The sequence below is a fragment of the Pantoea sp. SGAir0418 genome (genome assembly GCF_043529865.1).
Map to the genome: position 1 here is coordinate 1 of NZ_CP027912.1, position 20410 is coordinate 20410.

18 protein-coding genes are annotated in these 20410 nt (G+C 56.1%); 8 read left to right on the forward strand and 10 right to left on the reverse strand.

Annotated elements, in window-relative coordinates; translation table 11 throughout:
• The 3 genes from C1N84_RS19090 to C1N84_RS19100 all read left to right on the forward strand — a co-directional run bounded on the left by C1N84_RS19090 (nt 1) and on the right by C1N84_RS19100 (nt 3261).
• Entirely contained in the window at nt 1-822 is an 822-nt protein-coding gene (locus C1N84_RS19090; RefSeq protein WP_058781498.1) for a TIM barrel protein, read from the forward strand.
• A 31-nt stretch (nt 823-853) separates the two neighbouring features.
• The gene (locus C1N84_RS19095; protein WP_211724645.1) at nt 854-1864 is read left to right on the forward strand and encodes a Gfo/Idh/MocA family protein; all 1011 of its coding nucleotides are present in this window, start codon (nt 854-856) and stop codon (nt 1862-1864) included.
• 158 nt (nt 1865-2022) lie between these two features.
• On the forward strand, nt 2023-3261 hold the full coding sequence (locus C1N84_RS19100; protein ID WP_264443854.1) for an aromatic amino acid transporter: 1239 nt from the start codon (nt 2023-2025) through the stop codon (nt 3259-3261).
• A gap of 205 nt (nt 3262-3466) precedes the next feature.
• On the opposite strand, the gene C1N84_RS19105 is transcribed toward C1N84_RS19100, so the two are convergent.
• A complete protein-coding gene (locus C1N84_RS19105) occupies nt 3467-4363 on the reverse strand; it encodes an SDR family oxidoreductase (RefSeq protein ID WP_264443851.1) in 897 nt (298 codons plus the stop codon).
• A gap of 99 nt (nt 4364-4462) precedes the next feature.
• Here C1N84_RS19105 and C1N84_RS19110 point away from each other — a divergent pair, with 99 nt between their 5' ends.
• Complete coding sequence (locus tag C1N84_RS19110) at nt 4463-5308, forward strand: helix-turn-helix transcriptional regulator (RefSeq protein ID WP_264444703.1); 846 nt, start codon at nt 4463-4465, stop codon at nt 5306-5308.
• Nucleotides 5309-5478: 170 nt separating this feature from the next.
• On the opposite strand, the gene uraH is transcribed toward C1N84_RS19110, so the two are convergent.
• The 4 genes from uraH to C1N84_RS19130 form a co-directional block, all read right to left on the reverse strand.
• Nucleotides 5479-5892 (reverse strand): hydroxyisourate hydrolase, encoded by a 414-nt coding sequence (uraH, locus tag C1N84_RS19115; protein WP_264444701.1) that lies wholly within the window; start codon nt 5890-5892, stop codon nt 5479-5481.
• 129 nt (nt 5893-6021) lie between these two features.
• Nucleotides 6022-7122, reverse strand: coding sequence for an NADH:flavin oxidoreductase/NADH oxidase (locus C1N84_RS19120; protein WP_264444699.1), 1101 nt, complete (start codon nt 7120-7122; stop codon nt 6022-6024).
• A gap of 360 nt (nt 7123-7482) precedes the next feature.
• Nucleotides 7483-8397 (reverse strand): SDR family oxidoreductase, encoded by a 915-nt coding sequence (locus C1N84_RS19125; RefSeq protein WP_264444697.1) that lies wholly within the window; start codon nt 8395-8397, stop codon nt 7483-7485.
• Nucleotides 8398-8433: 36 nt separating this feature from the next.
• Entirely contained in the window at nt 8434-9171 is a 738-nt protein-coding gene (locus tag C1N84_RS19130; RefSeq protein WP_082678671.1) for an SDR family oxidoreductase, read from the reverse strand.
• Between the two features lie 119 nt (nt 9172-9290).
• Here C1N84_RS19130 and C1N84_RS19135 point away from each other — a divergent pair, with 119 nt between their 5' ends.
• Nucleotides 9291-10205 carry a LysR family transcriptional regulator gene (locus C1N84_RS19135; protein WP_059010882.1) on the forward strand — a complete coding sequence of 305 codons (915 nt, stop codon included), beginning with the start codon at nt 9291-9293 and terminating at the stop codon, nt 10203-10205.
• Nucleotides 10206-10247: 42 nt separating this feature from the next.
• Here C1N84_RS19135 and C1N84_RS19140 read toward each other — a convergent pair whose 3' ends face one another.
• Nucleotides 10248-10979, reverse strand: coding sequence for an N-acyl amino acid synthase FeeM domain-containing protein (locus C1N84_RS19140; protein WP_125311799.1), 732 nt, complete (start codon nt 10977-10979; stop codon nt 10248-10250).
• Nucleotides 10980-11586: 607 nt separating this feature from the next.
• Here C1N84_RS19140 and C1N84_RS19145 point away from each other — a divergent pair.
• Nucleotides 11587-13140 (forward strand): diguanylate cyclase, encoded by a 1554-nt coding sequence (locus tag C1N84_RS19145; protein WP_394517668.1) that lies wholly within the window; start codon nt 11587-11589, stop codon nt 13138-13140.
• Here the strand turns inward: C1N84_RS19145 and C1N84_RS19150 are convergent.
• Together C1N84_RS19150 and C1N84_RS19155 are read right to left on the reverse strand one after the other, a co-directional pair.
• Nucleotides 13137-14636 (reverse strand): UbiD family decarboxylase, encoded by a 1500-nt coding sequence (locus tag C1N84_RS19150; RefSeq protein WP_104093283.1) that lies wholly within the window; start codon nt 14634-14636, stop codon nt 13137-13139. The two genes, C1N84_RS19145 and C1N84_RS19150, sit on opposite strands and share 4 nt — an antisense overlap.
• 10 nt (nt 14637-14646) lie before the next feature.
• Nucleotides 14647-15240, reverse strand: a complete 594-nt coding sequence (locus C1N84_RS19155; protein WP_211724669.1) for a UbiX family flavin prenyltransferase — start codon at nt 15238-15240, stop codon at nt 14647-14649.
• Nucleotides 15241-15376: 136 nt separating this feature from the next.
• On the opposite strand from C1N84_RS19155, the gene C1N84_RS19160 reads away from it, so the two are divergent.
• On the forward strand, nt 15377-16279 hold the full coding sequence (locus C1N84_RS19160) for a LysR family transcriptional regulator (protein ID WP_059010833.1): 903 nt from the start codon (nt 15377-15379) through the stop codon (nt 16277-16279).
• A 124-nt stretch (nt 16280-16403) separates the two neighbouring features.
• Entirely contained in the window at nt 16404-17324 is a 921-nt protein-coding gene (locus C1N84_RS19165; RefSeq protein WP_058781485.1) for a LysR family transcriptional regulator, read from the forward strand.
• On the opposite strand, the gene C1N84_RS19170 is transcribed toward C1N84_RS19165, so the two are convergent.
• Together C1N84_RS19170 and C1N84_RS19175 are read right to left on the reverse strand one after the other, a co-directional pair.
• A complete protein-coding gene (locus C1N84_RS19170; protein WP_394541889.1) occupies nt 17314-19008 on the reverse strand; it encodes a thiamine pyrophosphate-binding protein in 1695 nt (564 codons plus the stop codon). The genes C1N84_RS19165 and C1N84_RS19170 overlap by 11 nt on opposite strands.
• Before the next feature lie 144 nt (nt 19009-19152).
• Complete coding sequence (locus C1N84_RS19175) at nt 19153-20193, reverse strand: tyrosine-type recombinase/integrase (protein ID WP_264444688.1); 1041 nt, start codon at nt 20191-20193, stop codon at nt 19153-19155.
• Nucleotides 20194-20410: the final 217 nt, after the last annotated feature.

Genomic DNA, 20410 nt, shown 5'->3' on the forward strand with positions numbered 1-20410 from the left:
ATGACCTACAAAATAAGCAGTGACCGATTCTGTGTTAACCGTAAAATTGCCCCTCATCTCAGCATGGCGGAATTCTTCGCGCTGGTGGAACAGCTGGGATTAAATAAAGTTGAAATACGCAACGATATGAAAAGCGGCAGCGTGACCGACGGCGCAGGCGGTGAGGAGGTGCGTCGTCTGGCAGCGCAGCATCAGCTTGAGATCGAAACCATCAACGCGGTGTATCCCTTCAACCAGTTAGATGATGCGGTGCTGGAAAAAACGCGCGCGCTGTTAGCCGATGCGCGCGCCACCGGGGCGAAAGCGCTGGTGCTCTGTCCGCTCAATGATGGGACGCCGGTGAGTAATGAGCAAACCGTACAGGCACTGCAAACCCTGGCGCCGCTGTTTGCCGAATATGGTGTTGCCGGGCTGGTTGAACCACTCGGTTTTCCGCAGAGCTCACTGCGCTCCGCCGCGCTGGCGCAGCAGCTTATCGCTCAGGCCGGCGTGCCGTTTAACATCGTGCTCGATACCTTCCATCATCACCTTTACGAAGGCGCCGAACAGGATTTCGCCGGTGGCGTAGACGTGAATCACATCGGCCTGGTGCATCTCTCTGGCGTAACGGATGCGCGCCCGACTCATCAACTCACCGACGAAGAGCGCATCATGCTGAGCGCGGATGACCTGCTGAAATCCCGCGAGCAGGTGCAGCGCCTGGAAGAGATGGGCTATCGCGGTGTTTATGCTTTCGAGCCGTTTTCGTCGGTGATGGAGAGCTGGAGCGCTGAGGATATTGCGCGCGAAATCCGCAGCAGCATTGACTACCTCAACCACTAACCAATCCGACATTTCGCTGAAGGAACCTCGCATGACACTCAATATTGGTGTAATCGGCACTGGCGCTATCGGCCGTGAACACATTCGTCGTTGCAGCCAGGTGCTGCAGCATGCGCGCGTGGTCGCGCTTAATGATATCAATCGCAACAACTGTGAGCAGGTGATTAACGAGCTCGGCTTGCAGGCGGAGATTTACGACAACGCGCACGATTTAATCGTCGCGCCGGAGGTGCAGGCCATTCTGGTTACCTCATGGGGCCCGACGCATGAAGAGTTTGTGCTGGCAGCCATCAAAGCCGGCAAAGCGGTATTCTGCGAGAAGCCACTGGCGGTGACCGCGCAGGGCTGTATGAATATCGTCGAAGCGGAAATTGCCGCGGGCAAAAAACTGGTGCAGGTGGGTTTTATGCGACCGTACGACAGCGGCTATCGCGCGCTGAAAGCGGTTATCGACGGCGGCACCCTGGGTGAGCCGCTAATGCTGCACTGCGCGCACCGCAATCCGGCTGTTGGCGATGCTTATACCACCGATATGGCGATCACCGATACGCTGATCCATGAACTCGACGTGCTGCGCTGGCTGCTGAACGATGATTACGTCAGTGCGCAGGTGATTTACCCACGCAAGACCCGCCACGCGTCATCGCACCTGAAGGATCCGCAGATTGTGCTGCTGGAAACCGCGAAGGGCATCCGCATTGATGTCGAGATCTTCGTTAACTGCGCCTATGGTTACGACATACAGTGTGAGGTGGTTGGCGAGAGCGGCATTGCGCGCCTGCCTGAACCGATGTCGGTGCAAACCCGTCATGCGGCGCAGCTCTCCACCGGCATTCTGACCGACTGGAAAAAGCGTTTTATCGCTGCCTATGACGTTGAGCTGCAGGATTTCATTAACAACGTGCTGTCGGGCAATATGACAGGCCCGTCGGCGTGGGACGGCTATGCCGCCGCCGTGGCGGCCGATGCCTGTGTTGCGGCACAGAATAACGGTGACATTGTCCCGATTACCATGCCGCCACGTCCGGCTTTCTATCGTTAATCCCGTCACATCGCGGCTGGCGCACCGTGACCGGTGCGCTTTTATGTGACATTGTCACCTGTTGACAGCCATCTTCCCGTCAGTCACCGCCCGCGCCTCACATTTGTTAGCGATCCCGTGTATCATCGCCGCCTTTATGTTGTGCAAGGAAAAGTGTGATGACGGAGAGCGTAATGGCGCGCCGCCAGCCCTCGGTATGGTGGGGCGCCATGATCATCTGTGGGACGGTAGTGGGCGCCGGTATGTTTACGTTGCCGATCGTGATGGCCGGGGCGTGGTTTGGCTGGGCGCTGCTGCTGCTGGGCATAAGCTGGGGCGCAATGCTGCTCTCCGGGCTGCTGTTTATGCGTGTCAGCCTGCATTGTCCGCCAGGCGCGGGCTACGATACGCTGACGCGCGATTTGCTTGGGCGCGGCTGGGCCAGCATCAATGGCCTCAGCATCCTGTTTGTGCTGGGCATTCTCACCTACGCTTATATTTCAGCCAGTGGTCCGGTTTACCAGCACTCGCTGAATCAGCTTGGCGTGCCGCTCTCAACCGCCGGGGCCAAAATCGCGCTGACGTTGTGTGTCGCCGCCGTGGTGTGGCTCGGCACTACCGGCGTCAGTCGTTTGATGACGTTCTGTGTGCTGGCAAAAATCCTGCTATTGATTTTGCTGTTCGGCGGGCTGTTAACCCAGGTAGACGTGCCCTCGCTGTTCGCTGCCGCCGCGCCGGGAGACAGCTACTGGCCTTACGCACTGGGCGTGCTGCCGTTCTGTCTGGCCTCTTTTGGCTATCACGGTAACATCACCGGACTGGTGAGTTATTATCAGCGCCGCGAGTCGCCGGTGACACGCGCGCTGGTGCTGGGCACGCTGATGTCGCTGGCGCTTTACCTGTTCTGGATTGTCTGCACCATGGGGAATTTGCCGCGCGCTGTGTTTCCTGACATCGTGCAGCAGGGTGGAGATATTGCCGCACTGATGGCCGCGCTGCGCGATCATCTGCACGTGCGCGCGTTGTCGCTGATGATGTCGGTGTTCTCACATTTTGCGGTGATTGCCTCGTTTCTAGGCGTGACGGCAGGTCTGTTTGATTTCATCGCCGACCGCCTCGGCTGGGGGCATTCCCCGCGCGCGCGGCTGCAAACCGCCTGCCTGACATTTTTGCCGCCGCTGCTCGCTTCGCTATGGTGGCCGCATGGCTTCGTCGCCGCCATCGGTTTTGCCGGTCTGTTTGCCACGCTGTGGGCGGTGATTATTCCGGCGCTGCTGGCGCGGCGTGCGCAACAGCGCTTCGCCGATCGGCCGCGAACGCCACTGGCGATTGGTCTGGTGCTGCTTTTCGGCGCGCTGAATGTGCTGGCATGGACGCTGAGCTGGCTGGGTGTGTTACCGCAATTTGCTGCGGCCTGAGTGGCGAGAGTCGTGGGGTTCAGAGGTATTCGTAGCGGCGCGATTTATCGCGCGAATCTGGCCACCGCGCCGTTGTAAATTGTGCGATAAATTGCACCGCTTACGGTAACAGCACCAGCTTGTAGCGGCGCGATTTATCGCGCTAATCCATTCGCCGTACCGTTGTAAATTGCGCAATGAATTGCGCCGCTACCCGGCGCTGGGGCTACGACTGGGTTGAATAATTCACTCTGCTTAAATCAGCGATAAGACCCGGTCCTGTGGGCTGCCAGTTGAGCTGCTGACGCGTCCAGGCACCGCTGGCACGCAGATCCAGCCTGGCGAAAGCGGCGAACCAGCCGAAATGCTCCGCGGCCTGATCGGGTTTCAGCGAAACGGCAGGAATCCCCAGGCCTGCTGCCACGGTTTCAGCAATCAGCCGTGAGGCAATACTTTCCTCTGCTACCGCATGATACCGTTTGCCGCGTTCGCCTTGCTCAAGCACTTTTACGTACAGCCCGGCCACGTCATCAACGTGTGCCGCACACCAGGCGTTTTCACCTCCACCGATGTAAGCTGCCGCGCCTTTCTCCCTGGCAAGAGCGATGTAATAGCTGATTAATCCCTGACGTTCGCTGTTGTGAACCTGAGGTAAACGCACCACACGAAGATCGATCCCCGATTCAAGGAGCTTATTGCCTTCCAGCTCCGAGGCGACGCGTGGGTTAGGGTGTGCCGGGTTGAAATTCTGCTCAAGAGCGGGCTGGCCGCTGCCGTCATCACCCATTCCGGTACCAGAAGTGATGAGCAGCGGACGCTTACTGCCCTGCAACACAGAGCCAATCGCGCGAATAACGCGGCGGTCTTTTTCGCAATTGTCGACAAAACGGCTGAAATCATGATCGAAAGCGGTGTGAATCACCGCATCACATTGGTCAATGCCGGCAATCCACGCCTGGGGATCTTCCAGCGTACCGCGCTGGGCTGTGGCGCCCTTATCGTTTAACTGCTGAGCTGCTTCTTCTGAACGTACAAGACCGGTCACCTGATGGCCGCGAGCCAGCAGGTCCGATACAACGCGTGAGCCGATAAAGCCCGTCGCTCCCGTTACAAAAATACGCATAGCCTGTCTCCTGAGTGATTTAGTGCGACAGCGTAAGCGCGGATCTTTTACTATTAAAGTAGTGAGGTTATCAGGGTATAAACATTAACAGGGTGATTTATGACGCTGCTTTCTGAAAATCCGCTGGGTGAGTTTTTAAGGGCACGCCGTCTGGCAATTGACCCGGCTTCGTTTGGTTTTTTGCCCGGCCGCCGACGTACGCCGGGCCTGCGCCGCGAAGAGGTTGCCCAGCTCGCGAATATCAGCCCGACCTGGTACACCTGGCTTGAGCAGGGCCGTGGGGGAGCGCCCTCGCGTGAGGTACTGAACCGCATTGCTGCCGGGCTGCGGCTTACGTCTCCCGAGCGCGATCATCTGTTTATCCTCGCATTTGGGCATCCGCCAGAAAACCGGGTAAGTCGGTCCGACAGCATAACCCCACGGCTGCAACGCGTACTGGAAAGCCTGACGATTCCGGCGATTATCAAAACCGCCACCTGGGATGTGGTGGCATGGAATCACCCGGCGACGGTTGTGCTGAAGGATTACGGGCAACTTCCGCCCGCGCGGCGCAATATTCTGCGCCTGCTTTTTACCGATCAGGAAGCGCGGGGGATGCAAGACGACTGGGAGGGCGTGGCCCGTCTCATCGTCAACGCCTTTCGGGCGGATGCCGCGCGCCTGGGTGCTTCAGAGGAAATTGATCGACTGGTTGAGGAGCTATCCGCTCAAAGTGCTGACTTCGCCCGCCTGTGGCGTAACAACGATGTGGCCGGGCATGGCGAAGGGTTTAAGGTGCTGCATCATCCGCAAATGGGAACGATTGCCCTGGAGTTCTCGACCTTTTCTGTTGAAGGCAGGCCGGATTTAACGATGATGCTCTTTAATCCGGCAACCGATGAAAGCAGAGCGAAAACAGAGCGCTGGATTTCACAGAACCCAGCTCAGCAGTCAGACAGTTTTTAATGCGTCAGCCAGCACGCTATAGCAATCACACCAGCCGAAAAAAACAGGTTTACCCTGTAATAGGCAGGAGCAACGAAATAGAGGTTCTCCTGCCTGATTCAATCGCTTAACGAGGCAACGGTTCAACAAAACGTACTGGTATAAATATACCGTCCGCAGCGCCTTTTGGCTTAGTTGCCGCGATAGGTGGAGTAGCCGTACTGGCTGAGCAGCAGTGGAATATGGTAGTGCTGATCGGCATTATCCAGGTTGAACATCACCGGGATTTCCGGGAAAAAGGTCGGCTGGGCGTTTTTTTTGTAATAGTCACCGGTTTTAAAAATTACGCGGTAAATCCCGGTCTGCGCCTTCTGGCCCGCCGGGTAAAGCGCCGGGATGCGCCCCTGTTCATTGGTGGTGCCCTGCGCCAGTTTCACCCACTTGTCGCCCTGTTGCTTATCCAGCTCGACCTCAATACCTGCGGTCGGTACACCGGTTTGCAGATTCAGCACATGCACGCTCAGGGGATTTTTCATCTCAGCGGCCAGGCCGCTCACGCTGAAAGCGCAGAGCGCGCCGCCCAGTAAATAATGCTGCAATTTCATCTCATCTTCCTTTTGGTTAATTGGCCGGGAAAGCATAAGACGAAAACAGTGCAGTCGCGCACAATGGGCTGAAATCTGTGAAATTTCCCAGAGCAGAACCGGCAACCGGGCGGCTGCCGGCCAGGAGAACTACTGGTTGCTGATCAGGGTGCCTTTCAGGCCGTGCGGTTCGGAACGCAGATACTGAGGCGGCGCTTTGGCCTGCGCACCCAGTTCGGCGGCGGCGTGCCATGGCCAGCGTGGGTCATACAGCACCGCGCGTGCCAGCGCGATCAAATCGGCATCCTGCTCCTGCAGCGCCTGCTCGGCCTGTTTCGGTTTGGTAATCAGCCCCACGCCAATCACCGGAATCGAGACCTGCTGGCGAATCTCGCGAGCGAACGGCAACTGATAACCTGGACCGACGCTGATTTGCTGCTGCGGTGCCAGGCCCCCGCTGGAGACGTGAATGTAGGCGCAGCCTGCGGCTTCGAGCTGCTGGCTGAAAACAATCGATTGCTGATTATCCCAGCCGCCCTCGATCCAGTCGGTGGCCGACAGCCGCACTCCAACCGGGATTTCCGCCGGCAGCGCAGCACGCAGTGCCTTAAACACCTCAAGCGGGAAACGCAGACGGTTCTCTAATGAGCCGCCATATTCATCGTCACGCTGGTTGCTGAGCGGCGACAGAAACTGGTGCAGCAAATAGCCGTGTGCAGCATGCAGTTCGACCAGCTGAATGCCGATGCGTACCGCGCGCAGGGCGCTATCGACAAAAGCCTGTTTCAGCTGCGCCAGATCCTGTTTGCTGAGTGCGGCCGGCGGACGTTCATCCTGTGCAAACGGCTGCGCAGACGGCGACACGGTCTGCCAGCCGCCGTGTTCCTCAGAGAGCTGCGCACCGCCTTGCCATGGCGCTGCACAGGACGCTTTGCGCCCGGCGTGACCCAACTGAATGCCAATCGGCAGGGTAGCGTAGCGCCGCACGTCCTGCAGCACGCTGGCCAGCGCGGCTTCTGTCGCGTCGTCCCATAACCCCAGGTCGCCCGGCGTGATACGGCCAATGGCTTCCACCGCCGTCGCCTCGATAATCAGCAGTCCCGCGCCGGAGAGCGCCAGCTGGCCGAGATGAATGCGGTGCCAGGCCGTTGCCTGACCTTCTTCCGCTGAGTATTGGCACATCGGAGCAATCACAATACGATTTTCCAGCGACAGCTCGCCAAGCTGCGTCGCGCTAAACAGTAAACTCATGCATACCTCATATCCGCACGTTAATGACTCACTACAGCATAGGAGCTGCAGCCGGATTTGCAGCAATGCCAGATGTAAGCGGCAATGACATGCATTAATTACAACATACTATTAGTGATTGATGTAATGGCGCCGGGTTCGGCTAACGTGCCGGTAAGGCTGACTAGCGCCCTTTATTCAAACCAGGGGCTGAGGCTCAACAGAATGCAAGCTAACGCTAAGGGATGCTGAATTGTTGGTAGGGTGTACAAGCAAGGATATTTTATAGCGCAAAACCACAGATAAGGGTGACAACGGTGTGCATTTCCGGCGCTCCTGTTTGGTAAAGCGACCGGCGAGCGATCCCGCCGGTCACGCCTGTTACCCTTCACACGACGGTGCTTTCGCTGGCGTCAGAAGATCGGACAATCCAACCCGATGTAGCATTTCGGCGCGCAAACGGTCGATGACCGCAAAGCCGATATTCGCGCCGTCATCGGACGGATCGTTATACACACGAAATGGACGCGTACCAAACGGCATACCGACAACATCGGTTATCTGTGCTGCAACGCGCGCGGGATCGGCATCTTCCGGCACTATCTCCGCAAAGGCCTTTTGCACATCATCGCCGAAACCGGCATAAGGACCTGCTTCATACTCCGCGACACGCCCGGTGTCGGCAGGACTTCCTGAATGGGCAAAATGGTTCGTCCCTTTGGTAAAGGCTCCCGGCACGATGATTGTCGTCTCAATGCCGAATCGGCTGAGCTCGCGCGCATACTGAACGGCAAGCGTATCCATCGCCGCTTTGGCGGCAAAATAAGGGGCCAGATAGGGCGGTGTGCCGCCGGTCACGCTGGAACTGGAAATCCAGACCAGCAGGCCTTCACGGCGGGAGCGCATATGCGGCAGTATGGCCCGGTTGACGCGCTGCGTTCCCAGCACGTTAACGTCATATTGCTGGGCGAACTGCTCTGGAGTGAAGGCTTCGGCCGGGCCGAACATCATGTGGCCAGCATTGTGTACCACCACATCAAGCTTCCCGGCGTCGGATATTACCGTTTCAATGGCAGCATCAACCGATATGTCGATCTGAACATCAAGTTCCAGCGGCCGCAGTTCAATTCCCTCCCGCGTGGAAAGTTCGCTTAACTGGCGGACATTTGCGGCATTACGGCCCGCAATATCCCGCATTGATGCATAAACGGTATGACCAGCACGAGCCAGCGCTTCGGCGGTCAGGCGACCGAAGCCGCTTGACGATCCGGTCACAAGGATAATCTTCTGAGACATAACAGTACTCCTTTGACTAATTCTGCAGTTTGCGGCTCAGACCATTCCGCCATTGGCGCGCAGGATCTGTCCGTTCATCCAGCTGCCCTGTGGTCCGGCGAGGAAAGAAACAACACTTGCGATATCCTCAGGCGTGCCGAGGCGTTCCAGCGGATTCATTTTGGACATGCGCGCGATCAGTTCATCGCTTTTCCCGTTGAGGAAGAGGTCGGTCGCAGTCGGACCGGGCGCGACGGCATTGACGGTGATGCTGCGTCCGCGCATCTCTTTGGACATGATGGTTGTCAGTGTTTCGACGGCCGCTTTGGTCGCGGCATAGACGCCATAATTCTCAAGCTTAAGCCCGACAACCGACGTGGAGAAGTTGATGATGCGCCCACCAGAACGCAGGCGGTTTGCCGCTTCGCGCAGGGTGTTAAACGTCCCCTTCAGATTGATGTCAATCTGCTTGGTAAAACTCTGATCGTCGGCGCTGGCCAGCGGAGACAACATCATTACGCCGGCATTATTGACGAGCACATCAATACCACCAAACGCAGATTCGGCTAAATCGAACATGCGTTTGACCTGGCTGGCATCAGCAACGTCCGCCTGCGCGGTGATAGCTCTGCCACCGGCGGCTTCGATCTCCTCAACCACGGCGGCAGCAGCCTCTGCGTTGCCGGCATAGTTCACTACGAGGGCAAAGCCGTCCGCAGCAAGCTGCCTGGCAATGGCGGCACCAATTCCGCGGGATGCACCGGTTACGATTGCAACTTTCTCTGAAACAGACATAGATATTCTCCCATTTTCGCGCGGTATCGCGCCTGAACACGGAGAAAATCTAGCACTGTATCCTTTCCGGATAATCAGTCATTATCAGGTATCAGAATCCGATAATGACGAACAATGCCATGGACAGAATTGATACGATGCGCGTTTTCACGCGTGTGGTAGCGCGCCGCAGCTTCACAAGGGCGGCGGAAGACCTCGGCCTGCCACGCTCGACCGTAACGGACGCGATTAAGCAACTTGAGTCGCGCCTGGGCATTAAGCTACTGGAACGCACCACGCGTCACGTCAGCCCGACGCTGGACGGTGAAGCCTACTACAAGCGCTGCGTTTCTATACTGGACGATATCGAGGATGCCGAGGGCGCGTTTGCCGGCGCCCGGCCGAAGGGATTGCTGCGTGTCGATGTTCATGGCACGCTGGCAAGACATTTTGTTCTGCCGCACCTACCTTGTTTCCTCGAAGCTTATCCTGATATCGAAATCTATCTGAGCGAGGGTGACCGGCTGGTCGATCTGGTGCGTGAGGGAATTGATTGTGTCCTGCGTGTCGGAACGCCGCAGGACAGCGATATGATCGCGCGGTGCGTCGCCACGCTGGAAGAGGTCACGGTCGCTTCGCCCGGTTACGTCTCCCGGTTCGGACTTCCGTCGGATCCGGATGAACTGCATTGCGGCCACAGGATGATCGGATTTCGCACCACGGGCAGCAGCGGCATCCTGCCGCTGGCATTCAGGGTGGACGGCAAGCGCATCACCACGACGATCAAAACTTCAATTACGGTTAATGCGGCTGATACCTTTGTATCCGTGGCGCGCATGGGACTCGGCATCATCCAGGTGCCGCGTTATCACGTGGAAGATGATTTGAAGACGGGGACGCTCGTCGAATTGCTCAAAGCCTTTCCACCTGAACCGTCTCCCGTCTCTGTCCTGTATCCGCGTAACCGACAGCTATCACCCAGAGTCAGGGTCTTCATCGAATGGCTAAAAGAACTCTTCCTGCAGCACGACGTGGATAGCAATGCCGGCAAGTAATCTGTGTGAAAATCGAAAACGGTGCAGAGGAGGCTGGCGCCGTCACAGATTACACAGATATTGATAGAGCTCCGCGTCCCGCTGATCTGGCGTAAAGCGCGGACAGCTGTGGCACTGCTGGCTCAGCGTGCGGTAGTGCTGCAGTAAACCAAGTTCACGCAGCATGCGCAGCCAGCCCATCGGGCCATAACACTGCTGCTCATAAATTTTGTCGCGGATACTTTTCACGTCCACGCGCAGCAGCGTGGCGTTAAGGTCACTGTAATCCGGGTGCTTTTTGGTGCCGCCGACCTGTTTGAACAGGAAATTGCGCTCGTAAAACGCAGCAACCTTCTCTTTGACCTGAATAAAGATGTCATCCACCTGTTCAATGAAAATGGTGTAGATCATGATTTTCAGGTACAGCATAAACACAATATTTTCACTGTCTGCCTGATAGCGTACCGACAGCGTGCCAAGCTCTACCACTTTGCGCTTTTCCAGCTGCAGGGCGGCCATCTCTTCACGAAAAAGTTTGCTGCATGGCAGACGGTTATTGTGATTGGCGATGACACTTAGCGTGCCGAGGATATCCTGGCCTTTGCGGGCGAGAAACAGCGTGCTTTCCGGATTCAGCAGCCCTTCGTTATAGAGAAAAATTGAGCGTTTTTCCTTAACGATTCCACTGCGCCGGTACTGTTCGTTGGTCACCTCCATCCCTTTAAGGAAGTCAATCAATCCGCTTGCCGGTGTAATGCTAATGCGCTGATCGATACCATTAAGTATCCTGCACATTCTGTGGGTTCTTTTTGTCAGTACGCCATCAGAGATAGCGCTGCTAATCACTGATTTCCTTGTTAAATGCACTGTAATCCTCAACCAGTCCACATTAAAGTTTCGCTAATATAATAAATATAATTTAATGATTGAATAAATTTTTGCTGCAAATTTAGATCTTCAGAAAAGCGTGGCGGCAGGGGATAAGGCGCGTTACAGGGGAGAAAATACCGGCGGTAACAACCGGAACGACAGCAGGGTTAATGATTAGCGTGATTTAATATTCGTGGCGGGACCAGCAGCATGGCGCTGGCTGATTTCAACGCCTCGTCGCGACAAAGGATTTTAACTGGTCAATAAACGCTCTCAGCGAGGCCGACATATGGGGATTGTTAACGTAATAGAGATTAAGACCTGAAAACACTGCAGACCACTCGCCCAGTACCTGCCTGAGTTCGCCGCGTTCAATCCAGGGTTGGGCGAACTGATCGCTGGCGATTTATGCAGCATTCACCCGTCGTCCAGTGGCCATCGCCACGCCTGACATCATTACCGTCTTTAATCCTGAAAATCCCGTCGCTGATTATGTGCTTAACTTAGCGTTAACACGGCAACAGGGTGAAACATGACGTTTAAAAGGAAAAATGAAGCGGCAATCATTTCAGGTTCCTCGCTGCTGCGCAGTATTTTGCTGTCCGGCGGATTGCTGATATGCGCGATCATTGCGCTCACCCTGTGGACGCTGCGCGAAGACTGGCACGGCGCGGTGCGCCAGACGGAAGAGATGGCGGTCAATCTTTCCCTGTCACAGTCACGTCAGGCGGAAGATACCGTGCTCCAGACCGAACTGGCCCTGCGTGAAGTGCAGCGCGACCTGCAGGCGCAGCCGCTGGAAAAGCTAAACGCCGCCAACCTGAGCCAGATTATGCGCGATCTGCAAAGCCGTCTGCCGCAGCTGCATGGGCTGTTTTACTATGATGAGCAGGGATGCTGGATCGCCACCTCCACGCGCAGCGTGCCGGTGGGCACCAACAACTCTGACCGTGAATATTTCCGCTATCACCGCAACAACAGCCGTGACAGTTTGCACATCGGCCCGGTGATCCGCAGCCGCAGCACTGGCGATCTGGTTATTCCGGTTTCTCTGCGCGTCAGCGATGCAGCGCGTGATTTCAAAGGCATCCTGTTAGCCACCATTAAAGTGGATTATTTCCGCCGTTTTTACAGTTACTACGAACTGGGGCCGCGCGACGTGCTGGTACTGATGCTGGCAGACAGCACGGTGCTTTATGCCCGTCCGATGCCCGACAGCTATATCGGCAAGAGTCTCTCCGCCAGCCATCTGTTCCAGCAGATGCTGGTGAAAGCCGATCGCGGCAGCGGCGAGTGGAACGCGGCGCTGGATGGCCAGGTGCGCATCTTCGGCTTCGCCAGCTCAGAACGCTATCCGCTGGTGGTCGCGGCCGGTTACGACAAGCGCAATCTGTATCTGCGCTGGGTGAAAGGAAGACTGCAGGATATTTCCCTGAACGTGGCGCTGCTGGTCGCGATTATCCTGCTGGGACTGTTTGTCATTCGTCAGGCTCGGCATAGCCAGCATTATCAGGAAGCGCTGCTCAAACTAAAAAACGACCTCGCCGATGCCAATCATCATCTTGATCAGCTGGCGTTTTTCGATGGGCTGACCGGTCTGGCTAACCGCAGACAGTTTGACCGCTTTTTGCAGAATGCTTTGCATAATCTGCGGGAAAAATCAGCACCGGTGTCACTGATATTAATGGATATTGACTACTTCAAACACTACAACGATCGCTACGGGCACGTGGCAGGCGATCACTGTTTACGCCAGGTGGCCGACGCGCTCAAACGCCTTAAGCTACGGCAGAGCGACATGGTCGCGCGCTATGGCGGCGAGGAGTTTGCCATCATCCTCGCCGGTGCCGATCAGCAGGCGGCGCTGAATATTGCGCGTCAGGCAGTACAGGTGATTGCTGACCTGCATCTGCCTCACGCCGCCTCCGCACTGCCCGATGCGCAGGTGACGCTCAGCGCGGGCTGTGCGACCACCTGGCATGACGATCAGGCCGGCAACCTGATCGAGCATGCTGATGCGGCGTTGTACCAGGCCAAGCATAGCGGACGCAATCAGGCGCAGGCCTGGCGGGCAGTGAGTGATTAACGGTTAAAACCAGGAATGAAGCGTGAAACATCGACTTCCATAAACTGCGAGCGCTGGAAGTTGTGTTTCAGGTCATACGGCACCGTACAGTCAAAAATGGTTTTACAGGTAATGCCATGGGCGCGAATCGAGTTGCTGAAGGCCGGATCCTGTGAAGGATCGAGCGGGTGACAGCGCACGCCGGGAATAAAGATGGTATCCGCGTCGCCCTGATAACGCGTGGTCATTGCCCAAATCACGTCATTTAAATCGAACACATCAACATCCTCATCGACCAGGAACACGTGCTTCAGCTCTGAAAAGGCCGAGAAAGCCAGCAGGGCAGCCTGACGCTGGCGTCCCTCATCCTGCGGGCCGCGCTTATTGATTTGCAGCACCGCAACATATTTCCCGGTGCCTGGCGACGGGCAATGTACATTCTTCACCAGACCCGGTAACGCACGCTCAACCATATCGAGAATGCTGGCTTCGGTCGGGATTCCGGCCAGATTGGTGTGCTCGTCGCTCGGTCCGATGCAGGTTTGCAGGATGGGGTTTTTGCGGTGCGTCACGGCTTTGACTTTAATCACCGGCACTGCCGCCTGCGCTTCACCGGTATAACCCGGGAATTCCGGCATCGCTTTACCGCTATGGGTATGCTGATCTTCCTGTACGCGATAATCCGGCACCAGTTCACCCTCAATCACGATCTCTGCATGGGCAATGGCGCGGGCATCAACGGCGACACCCTTAACCAGCTCAACCGCCCGACCGCGCAAGCCCCCGGCTATCGCCAGCTCATCAAAACCGAGCGGCGTGGTCGGCGGCTCGAAACAGGCACCAATTTCGATGGCCGGATCGACGCCAATACTGATGGTAATCGGCAACGCTTTGCCCGCCTGCTCAGCCTTAATGCGGAACTGATCAAGATGGCGGCCTGGCACAAAGTACATCGAGATCTCATCTTTGCCCTGAACACACAAGCGGTGAATAGTGACGTCATGTTCGCCGGTTTCCGGATCGGCGGCATAACACATCCCCATGGTGAAATAGGGGCCGGCATCTTCAGGCGTGTTGGTTGGCGCGGGCAGCAGGCGGCGGATATCAAAACCGTCATCCGTGGCGAGGTGCACCACTTCCTGACAAACTGCCTGCTGCTGGCTTATTTCCACCGGTGCTATGGCGTTATGTACCGATGAACGCAGCAGATGCGCCAGCTTTTCTTTCGGCACCCCTAACAGGCGCGCCACGCGCTGCCGTGAAGCCAGCAAGCCAATCAGTACGCGAAAGTTGGCGTAACCTTTGATGTGATTAAACACCATCGCCGGTCCGGTCTGTGTGGGACGCATCACGGTGCCGCCCGCGCCAACGTAACGATAGACACCGGACAGTTCCGCTTCGGGATTCACCGGTTCATCGGTCTCAATATACTCACCATCAAATTGCTTCAGCAGTTCGATGGCAGAACGCAGATCGTAAACCTCACTGCTGTGCGAAGAGGGAGATGTGTTTGACATAGGCTGTTCCTTAGTTTGAGAGTGTCTGGTCATCACTGGCGGGATGCAAACCCTGCCAGCGCGTGGCGCCAGCAGTGTCGATGCCAAGCTGATCCAGCACGCGACCCACGATATGATTTTCCACATCGGCGATTGTGGCCGGATGGTTGTACCAGGCCGGCACAGGGGGAATCAGGCTGACGCCCATGCGTGACAGCGCCAGCATGTTTTCCAGATGAATGGTGTTAAGCGGGGTTTCGCGCGGTACCAGAATCAGTTTGCGCTGCTCTTTCAGGACGACATCAGCGGCGCGGCCAATCAGCCCTTCCGCATACCCGCTGCGGATACCGGCCAGCGTTTTCATGCTGCAGGGAATAATCACCATCCCGTCGGTGACAAATGAGCCCGAAGAGATAGTCGCGGCCTGGTCACCGGCCGGATGAAACACATCGGCCAGCTGTTTGATGTCGTTGAGAGAACAGTTGGTTTCATGTTCCAGCGTCACTTTTCCCCAGCGTGACAAAATGAGATGCGTTTCGATGTGCGGAATGTCCGCCAGCTGCCGCAGTAATCGCAGCGCGAGTGGGGCACCGGTGGCACCGGTTACGCCGACAATGATGCGCATAAGGCCTCCTGTGAAAGGCAAAAATTTCCGGCGCGTTCCTGCCGTCGCCGTCCTGCAGGCAAAGATAATGCGCTCGCTAATCAGGGTCTAATTGGTATTATGCTTTTATTAATAACGAATCCTTATCAGGTGTGGCATGGATTACCGTAAGCTGCGTTCTTTTCTGGCACTCGCCGATACGCTGCATTTCGCACGGGCGGCGGCGGCGGTTAACCTCACGCAACCGGCGTTGTCTCAGCATATTCAGGCACTGGAGCAGCAGTGGGGCGTGAAGTTATTTGCGCGCGACAAGCGTAAGGTGAGTCTGACGCGCGAAGGCGCATTGCTGCTCGGGGAAGTCCAGCAGACGGTGCAGCGTGTGGAGCATCTGCAGGACACGATTAAGCAGGTGGCCGCCGGACGACGCGGCATGTTACGCATTGGCTATGTGGGCACGTCCATGCTGGAGCCGGCGCTGGTCAAAATTATCCGTGCCTTCAGACGTGATTTTCCGCAGATCGCGCTGCAACCCGTGGAGTACAGCGTCAACCAACAGCTAAGCCTGCTGGAGAGCGGCGATTTGGATATCGGCATCCTGCGCGGGCCGCTACCGGAACGTCGTCAGATTAGCCGGCAAATTCTGCATCAAACCTCGCTGTGTGCGGTGCTGGCCGACGACCATGCGCTGGCGCAGCAGGCCTGCGTCTCGCTGACTGATTTGGCGGCGGAGCCGCTGATTTTGCAGGAAGATCCGGAAGGTATCGGGCTGGGTGGCGCGGTGCTTAATCTCTATGCCGCCGCCAGGCAGATTCCCACCAGCGTGCTCCGCGCACGCGATGTGGCCACCGCCGTTGACCTCGCCGCGCTGGGCCTGGGCGTGACCTTCATCCCCCACGCCCCGGAGAGATTTTTGCGGCAGGATGTGGCACTGCTGCCGCTGGCGCAGCAGGATGTCACAACGGCACTCTACCTGTGCTGGAAAACCGGCGCTGCTAACCCGGAGATCCGGCGCTTTGCCGGGTATGCGCAGTCACACTATGGTGATGAACCCGCTGCGTAATCAGCCGGCCATTCCAGCCTCAGCGGCGTTATGGGGATCAATATGGCGAATTGCTATGCCTTATCAGCCAACTTGTGATTCACTGACGTAATCTATTGTCAGATTATGCGTGAGAAGCGCAGTCATGAAGCCAACACTGAATCAGCTAATGAGTTTTTGTACCGTGGCAGAAGTGGGGAATATAGGCCGGGCAGCAGAAAAGCTGAATATTTCGCAGCCACCGCTAAGCAGACAAATAGCCCAGCTCGAACGTGATGTGGGTGCGAAACTTTTTACCCGTAATGCCAAAGGCATGAAACTTACCTTTGCCGGCGAGCAATTTTTAAAAGATGCTTACGCCGTATTAAGAATGATGCAGCAGGCGTGTAGTAATGTGCAGGCTGTTTCAGAAGGGCAAATGGGATTGATTAAGCTGGGCGCAACCATGTACGCATCGTACAGTGTGGTGCCGCAACTGGTCATGAAACACAGAATGAATTATCCCGGTATTGATCTGCAATTCCAGGAGATGATCCCGACCGGGTTAAACGCTGCGCTGGAGGATGGGCGGCTGGACGTTGCGATCAGCTTTTCGGAAGTCACCAGCTCCGCGATTAATTCATTGGTGTTATTGCGTGAACCGTTAATTGTCGCGCTTCCTGCGGACCATCCCCAGGCCAGTGTTGAAAATTTCACCCTGGAAACGCTGGCCAATGACCCGTTTATCATTGTGCCTCGTTCTATGTCGCCGCTGCTTTATGACAGGATTTTTAATCAGTGCCTGAAAGCCGGCTTCAGTCCCCATATTGGCGTTGAGGTTTCCGTCCAGCAAACCATCGTTAATTTCGTCGCTCATGGATTAGGGGTGGCCATCATTCCGGCAAGTATGGCTACAGCGCAGATAAGAGGCATTAATTATCGGAAAATTGCGGACGCAAATACCATCGAAAATATCCTGATGTGGTCTTCTGATAATAAAAATCCAGCGCTGGAACACTTTGTTAACCAATGCCGTGCCCTCGCAGAGGAGTTAAGCACGGCATCGGATACCCGCATCAGTTCTTAGCAATCACGATTTCGATCAGGCTGGGTTTACCGCTGGCGATAGCCTCCTCGACAGCCGCAGCGATCTGTGAAGCCACCTCAATCTTACGCGTTTTCAGCCCCAGCGCGGTGCCAAGTGCCTGATAATCAATCACCGGATCTACCAAATCCATGGCGATAAAGCGATTGGTTTGCGCCGAGGTATAATCGTCTTTAGACCGCATAAAGTTCTTAAGAACATTATATTCAGTATTGTTCATCACAATAAAGGTTACCGGCAATTGCTCATGGGCGGCGGTCCACAGCGACTGAGGCGAATACATTGCCGCACCATCCCCCACAAAACAGACAACAGGGGCTTTGCCCAGTCCGAGGGAATATCCCACTGCAGCGGGCATGCCCCAGCCCAGACCGCCACCGCGCATAAAAGCATATTGATCTGCTCTGTTACTCGACAGCGATCTACGCAGCGATTGTGAGGTCGCAATGGCCTCGTCAACAATTGTTATATCCGGACCAATAGCACGCGCGGCCTCAAATGCGGCGATCAATGGCGTGATCTTCGTGGCCGACTGCTGCTCTTGTACCGACTGTAATAAGTTCTCTTTAGTTTGTTCGTACTGTGCTGCCGCAGCCGCGAAACGACGCTGATAATCCGGGCGATTATGCGCGGTAGCCTCTTTCAGCTCAGGTAGCAGCACCGCCAGCGATAATTTAATATCGCCGAGAGTTGAGAGCTCGCTACGATAAGTTCGCCCCAAATCGCCGGCATCAGCTGAGAGCTGGAACACTTTACAATGCTCCGGCACGGCACGCCCCTCGGTGTAGAGGATGGTGATGAGCGATTTACCGCCGAGCGCAAAGATTGCATCGTATTGATCAAGCGCTTTGGCAATGTCCGTCGCCTGAGTAGAGAGATTGCCTCGCCACAGAGGATGCGCGGTAGGATACGGAATCCGATTCGGCCAGGTTGAGCCATAAACGTCAGCGGCCAGCAACTCAGCCAGTGCCACAACTTCCGCGGCCGCGCCGCTTTGATGAATCTCATCGCCGGCAATAATCGCGACCTTGCCGGGGGTAAAGGCGGCTAATTTTTTGGCTAACAGCGGCAGTGAACCTGCGACCGCTTTACGATCAACGTTAGACGGCGCGCCGATGTCGACAGAGCTCATGGCTTCCATCACATCCATCGGTAAAGAGAGGAAAACCGGGCCTTTGGGCGCAGCGTCCGCATCATGAAAAGCACGGCGCACCAGGATTGGCAGCTGGTCAACACTGGTGACTTCCTTCGACCATTTGGAAAAAATCTTACCCATACTCACTAAATCCCCCAACAGCAGGGGATCGGTGATGCTGTGGCGTAAATCCTGCTGGCCAGCCGTCACCACTAATGGCGTTTGGGAGCAAACCGCATTATGCAGATTGCCCATGCCGTGTCCCAGACCGCCGGCCGTGTGCAGATTGAGAAAACCGGGCTTACCGGCAGCCTGCGCGTAACCATCGGCCATCGCAACCGCACTGGCTTCCTGCAAGGCAAGCACATAGTTGATGTTGGGATTTCGGAGCAGGGCGTCCATGAGCGGTAATTCAGTCGTACCTGGGTTACCGAACACATACTCAACGCCTTCACTCTCTAACACTTCCAGCAGGACATCACCACCGCGGCGTACCGGGGTGTCGTTTAATTTTGCAATGGGTTTATTCATCGTTGTTCACCTCTGACTATCGGTTAATAATCCGCCAGTTTCTGGGCTGAATTTATCTTAGAAGCAGGGTGAGCGTTGATTCCAATACTAAGATTGGCCGGTTTGATACCCTAAAAGGTATGGCTATGAAGCAAAGCCGCGTGATTAAAGGTGCCCATTCATCAAATCCACCATCGCCCCGGCATGCGCATCAACGTGGCGAATATAGCGCATCACCGTTTCCGGCTTCTTCCAGGTGCCTTCCTGCATGATCTGCGCGGTGCTGTACTTATTGCTGGCCATATCGATGGCGGCACCGACCCGGGTGCTATGTCCCGACCAGCCGCGATAGCGATTCTTATTGGGTTGCACGCCGGTGCCTGGTCCCGCTTCACGCCAGGCGCGGACGAAAATATCCTCCAGCGCGCGAGTCGAGAGCGGTTTATCGCAGACAATTTGCGCCTGATTAGCGCGGTGCACCGGGCCAAAAATGAACGCGTCGGGTTCAGCGATCAGCCCGGATGCCACCAGCCATTCGGTCAGACGTTGTGATGAGAGATCGCCGAGTGCCTTAATCAGTCCCCCGGTCATCACAATGGTTTTGGTCCAGGCGACATCAAGAATGATACGGCCATCGGCCGAACGCGAAATGTCACGCACCCGCAGGCGACTCAGTTCACTGATGCGTAACAGCGTGGCGTAAGCTACATGCAAAAATGCCAGATCGCGCTGCTGTTGCAGGCGATCGGAACCCGCCCAGCGCTGATCCAGCGTGAGTAAATCCCGAATGCGAAAGGGGATGGCCTGACCGGCACGTTCACCGGCTATCACCGCGCTGCGATTGATTTTTTTCACCGCGCGGAATACTAGCGGCGAAACATTGGGCGGCACCAGACCGGCGTTACGGTGTAACATGGAAATCAGTGCAGCATGAGTTGCGATGGTCGAAGAGGCGCGTCCCGATGCCTGAAGCCATAGCAGATAATCACGCAGATCGGCAGGATCCATCGGCAAAAATTGCCGGCCATGTTCAGTCGCCCAGCGGCTGCCGATGCGCATAACGCTCAGCAACTGTCGCCACGTGTTATCAGAAAACGCTTCTTTATCACTGACAAATTCTCTCAGGCGTTCAGCAATATCCTCATCAGCACTGTGCATCAGGGCCGGGCTGGCGGTAATTCCGGGCAGGGTGTCCGTTTTACTCATTAATTTATGACGTCGCTACGTGAATTCTGTGCATGTTGCAGGGGCATCACCCGCCAAATTTAACGTAGCAGTGCCGGTTTTTTATGCACGGCGTGGCGCTGACACACTGCATCATGTTAACCAAAGGTGATGATCCTGCGGATCCTGACTTCATATAATGCCAATTATATGAAGTCAGCTATTCTAACCGCTGAAAATCTGGATGGAAAACGCTGAT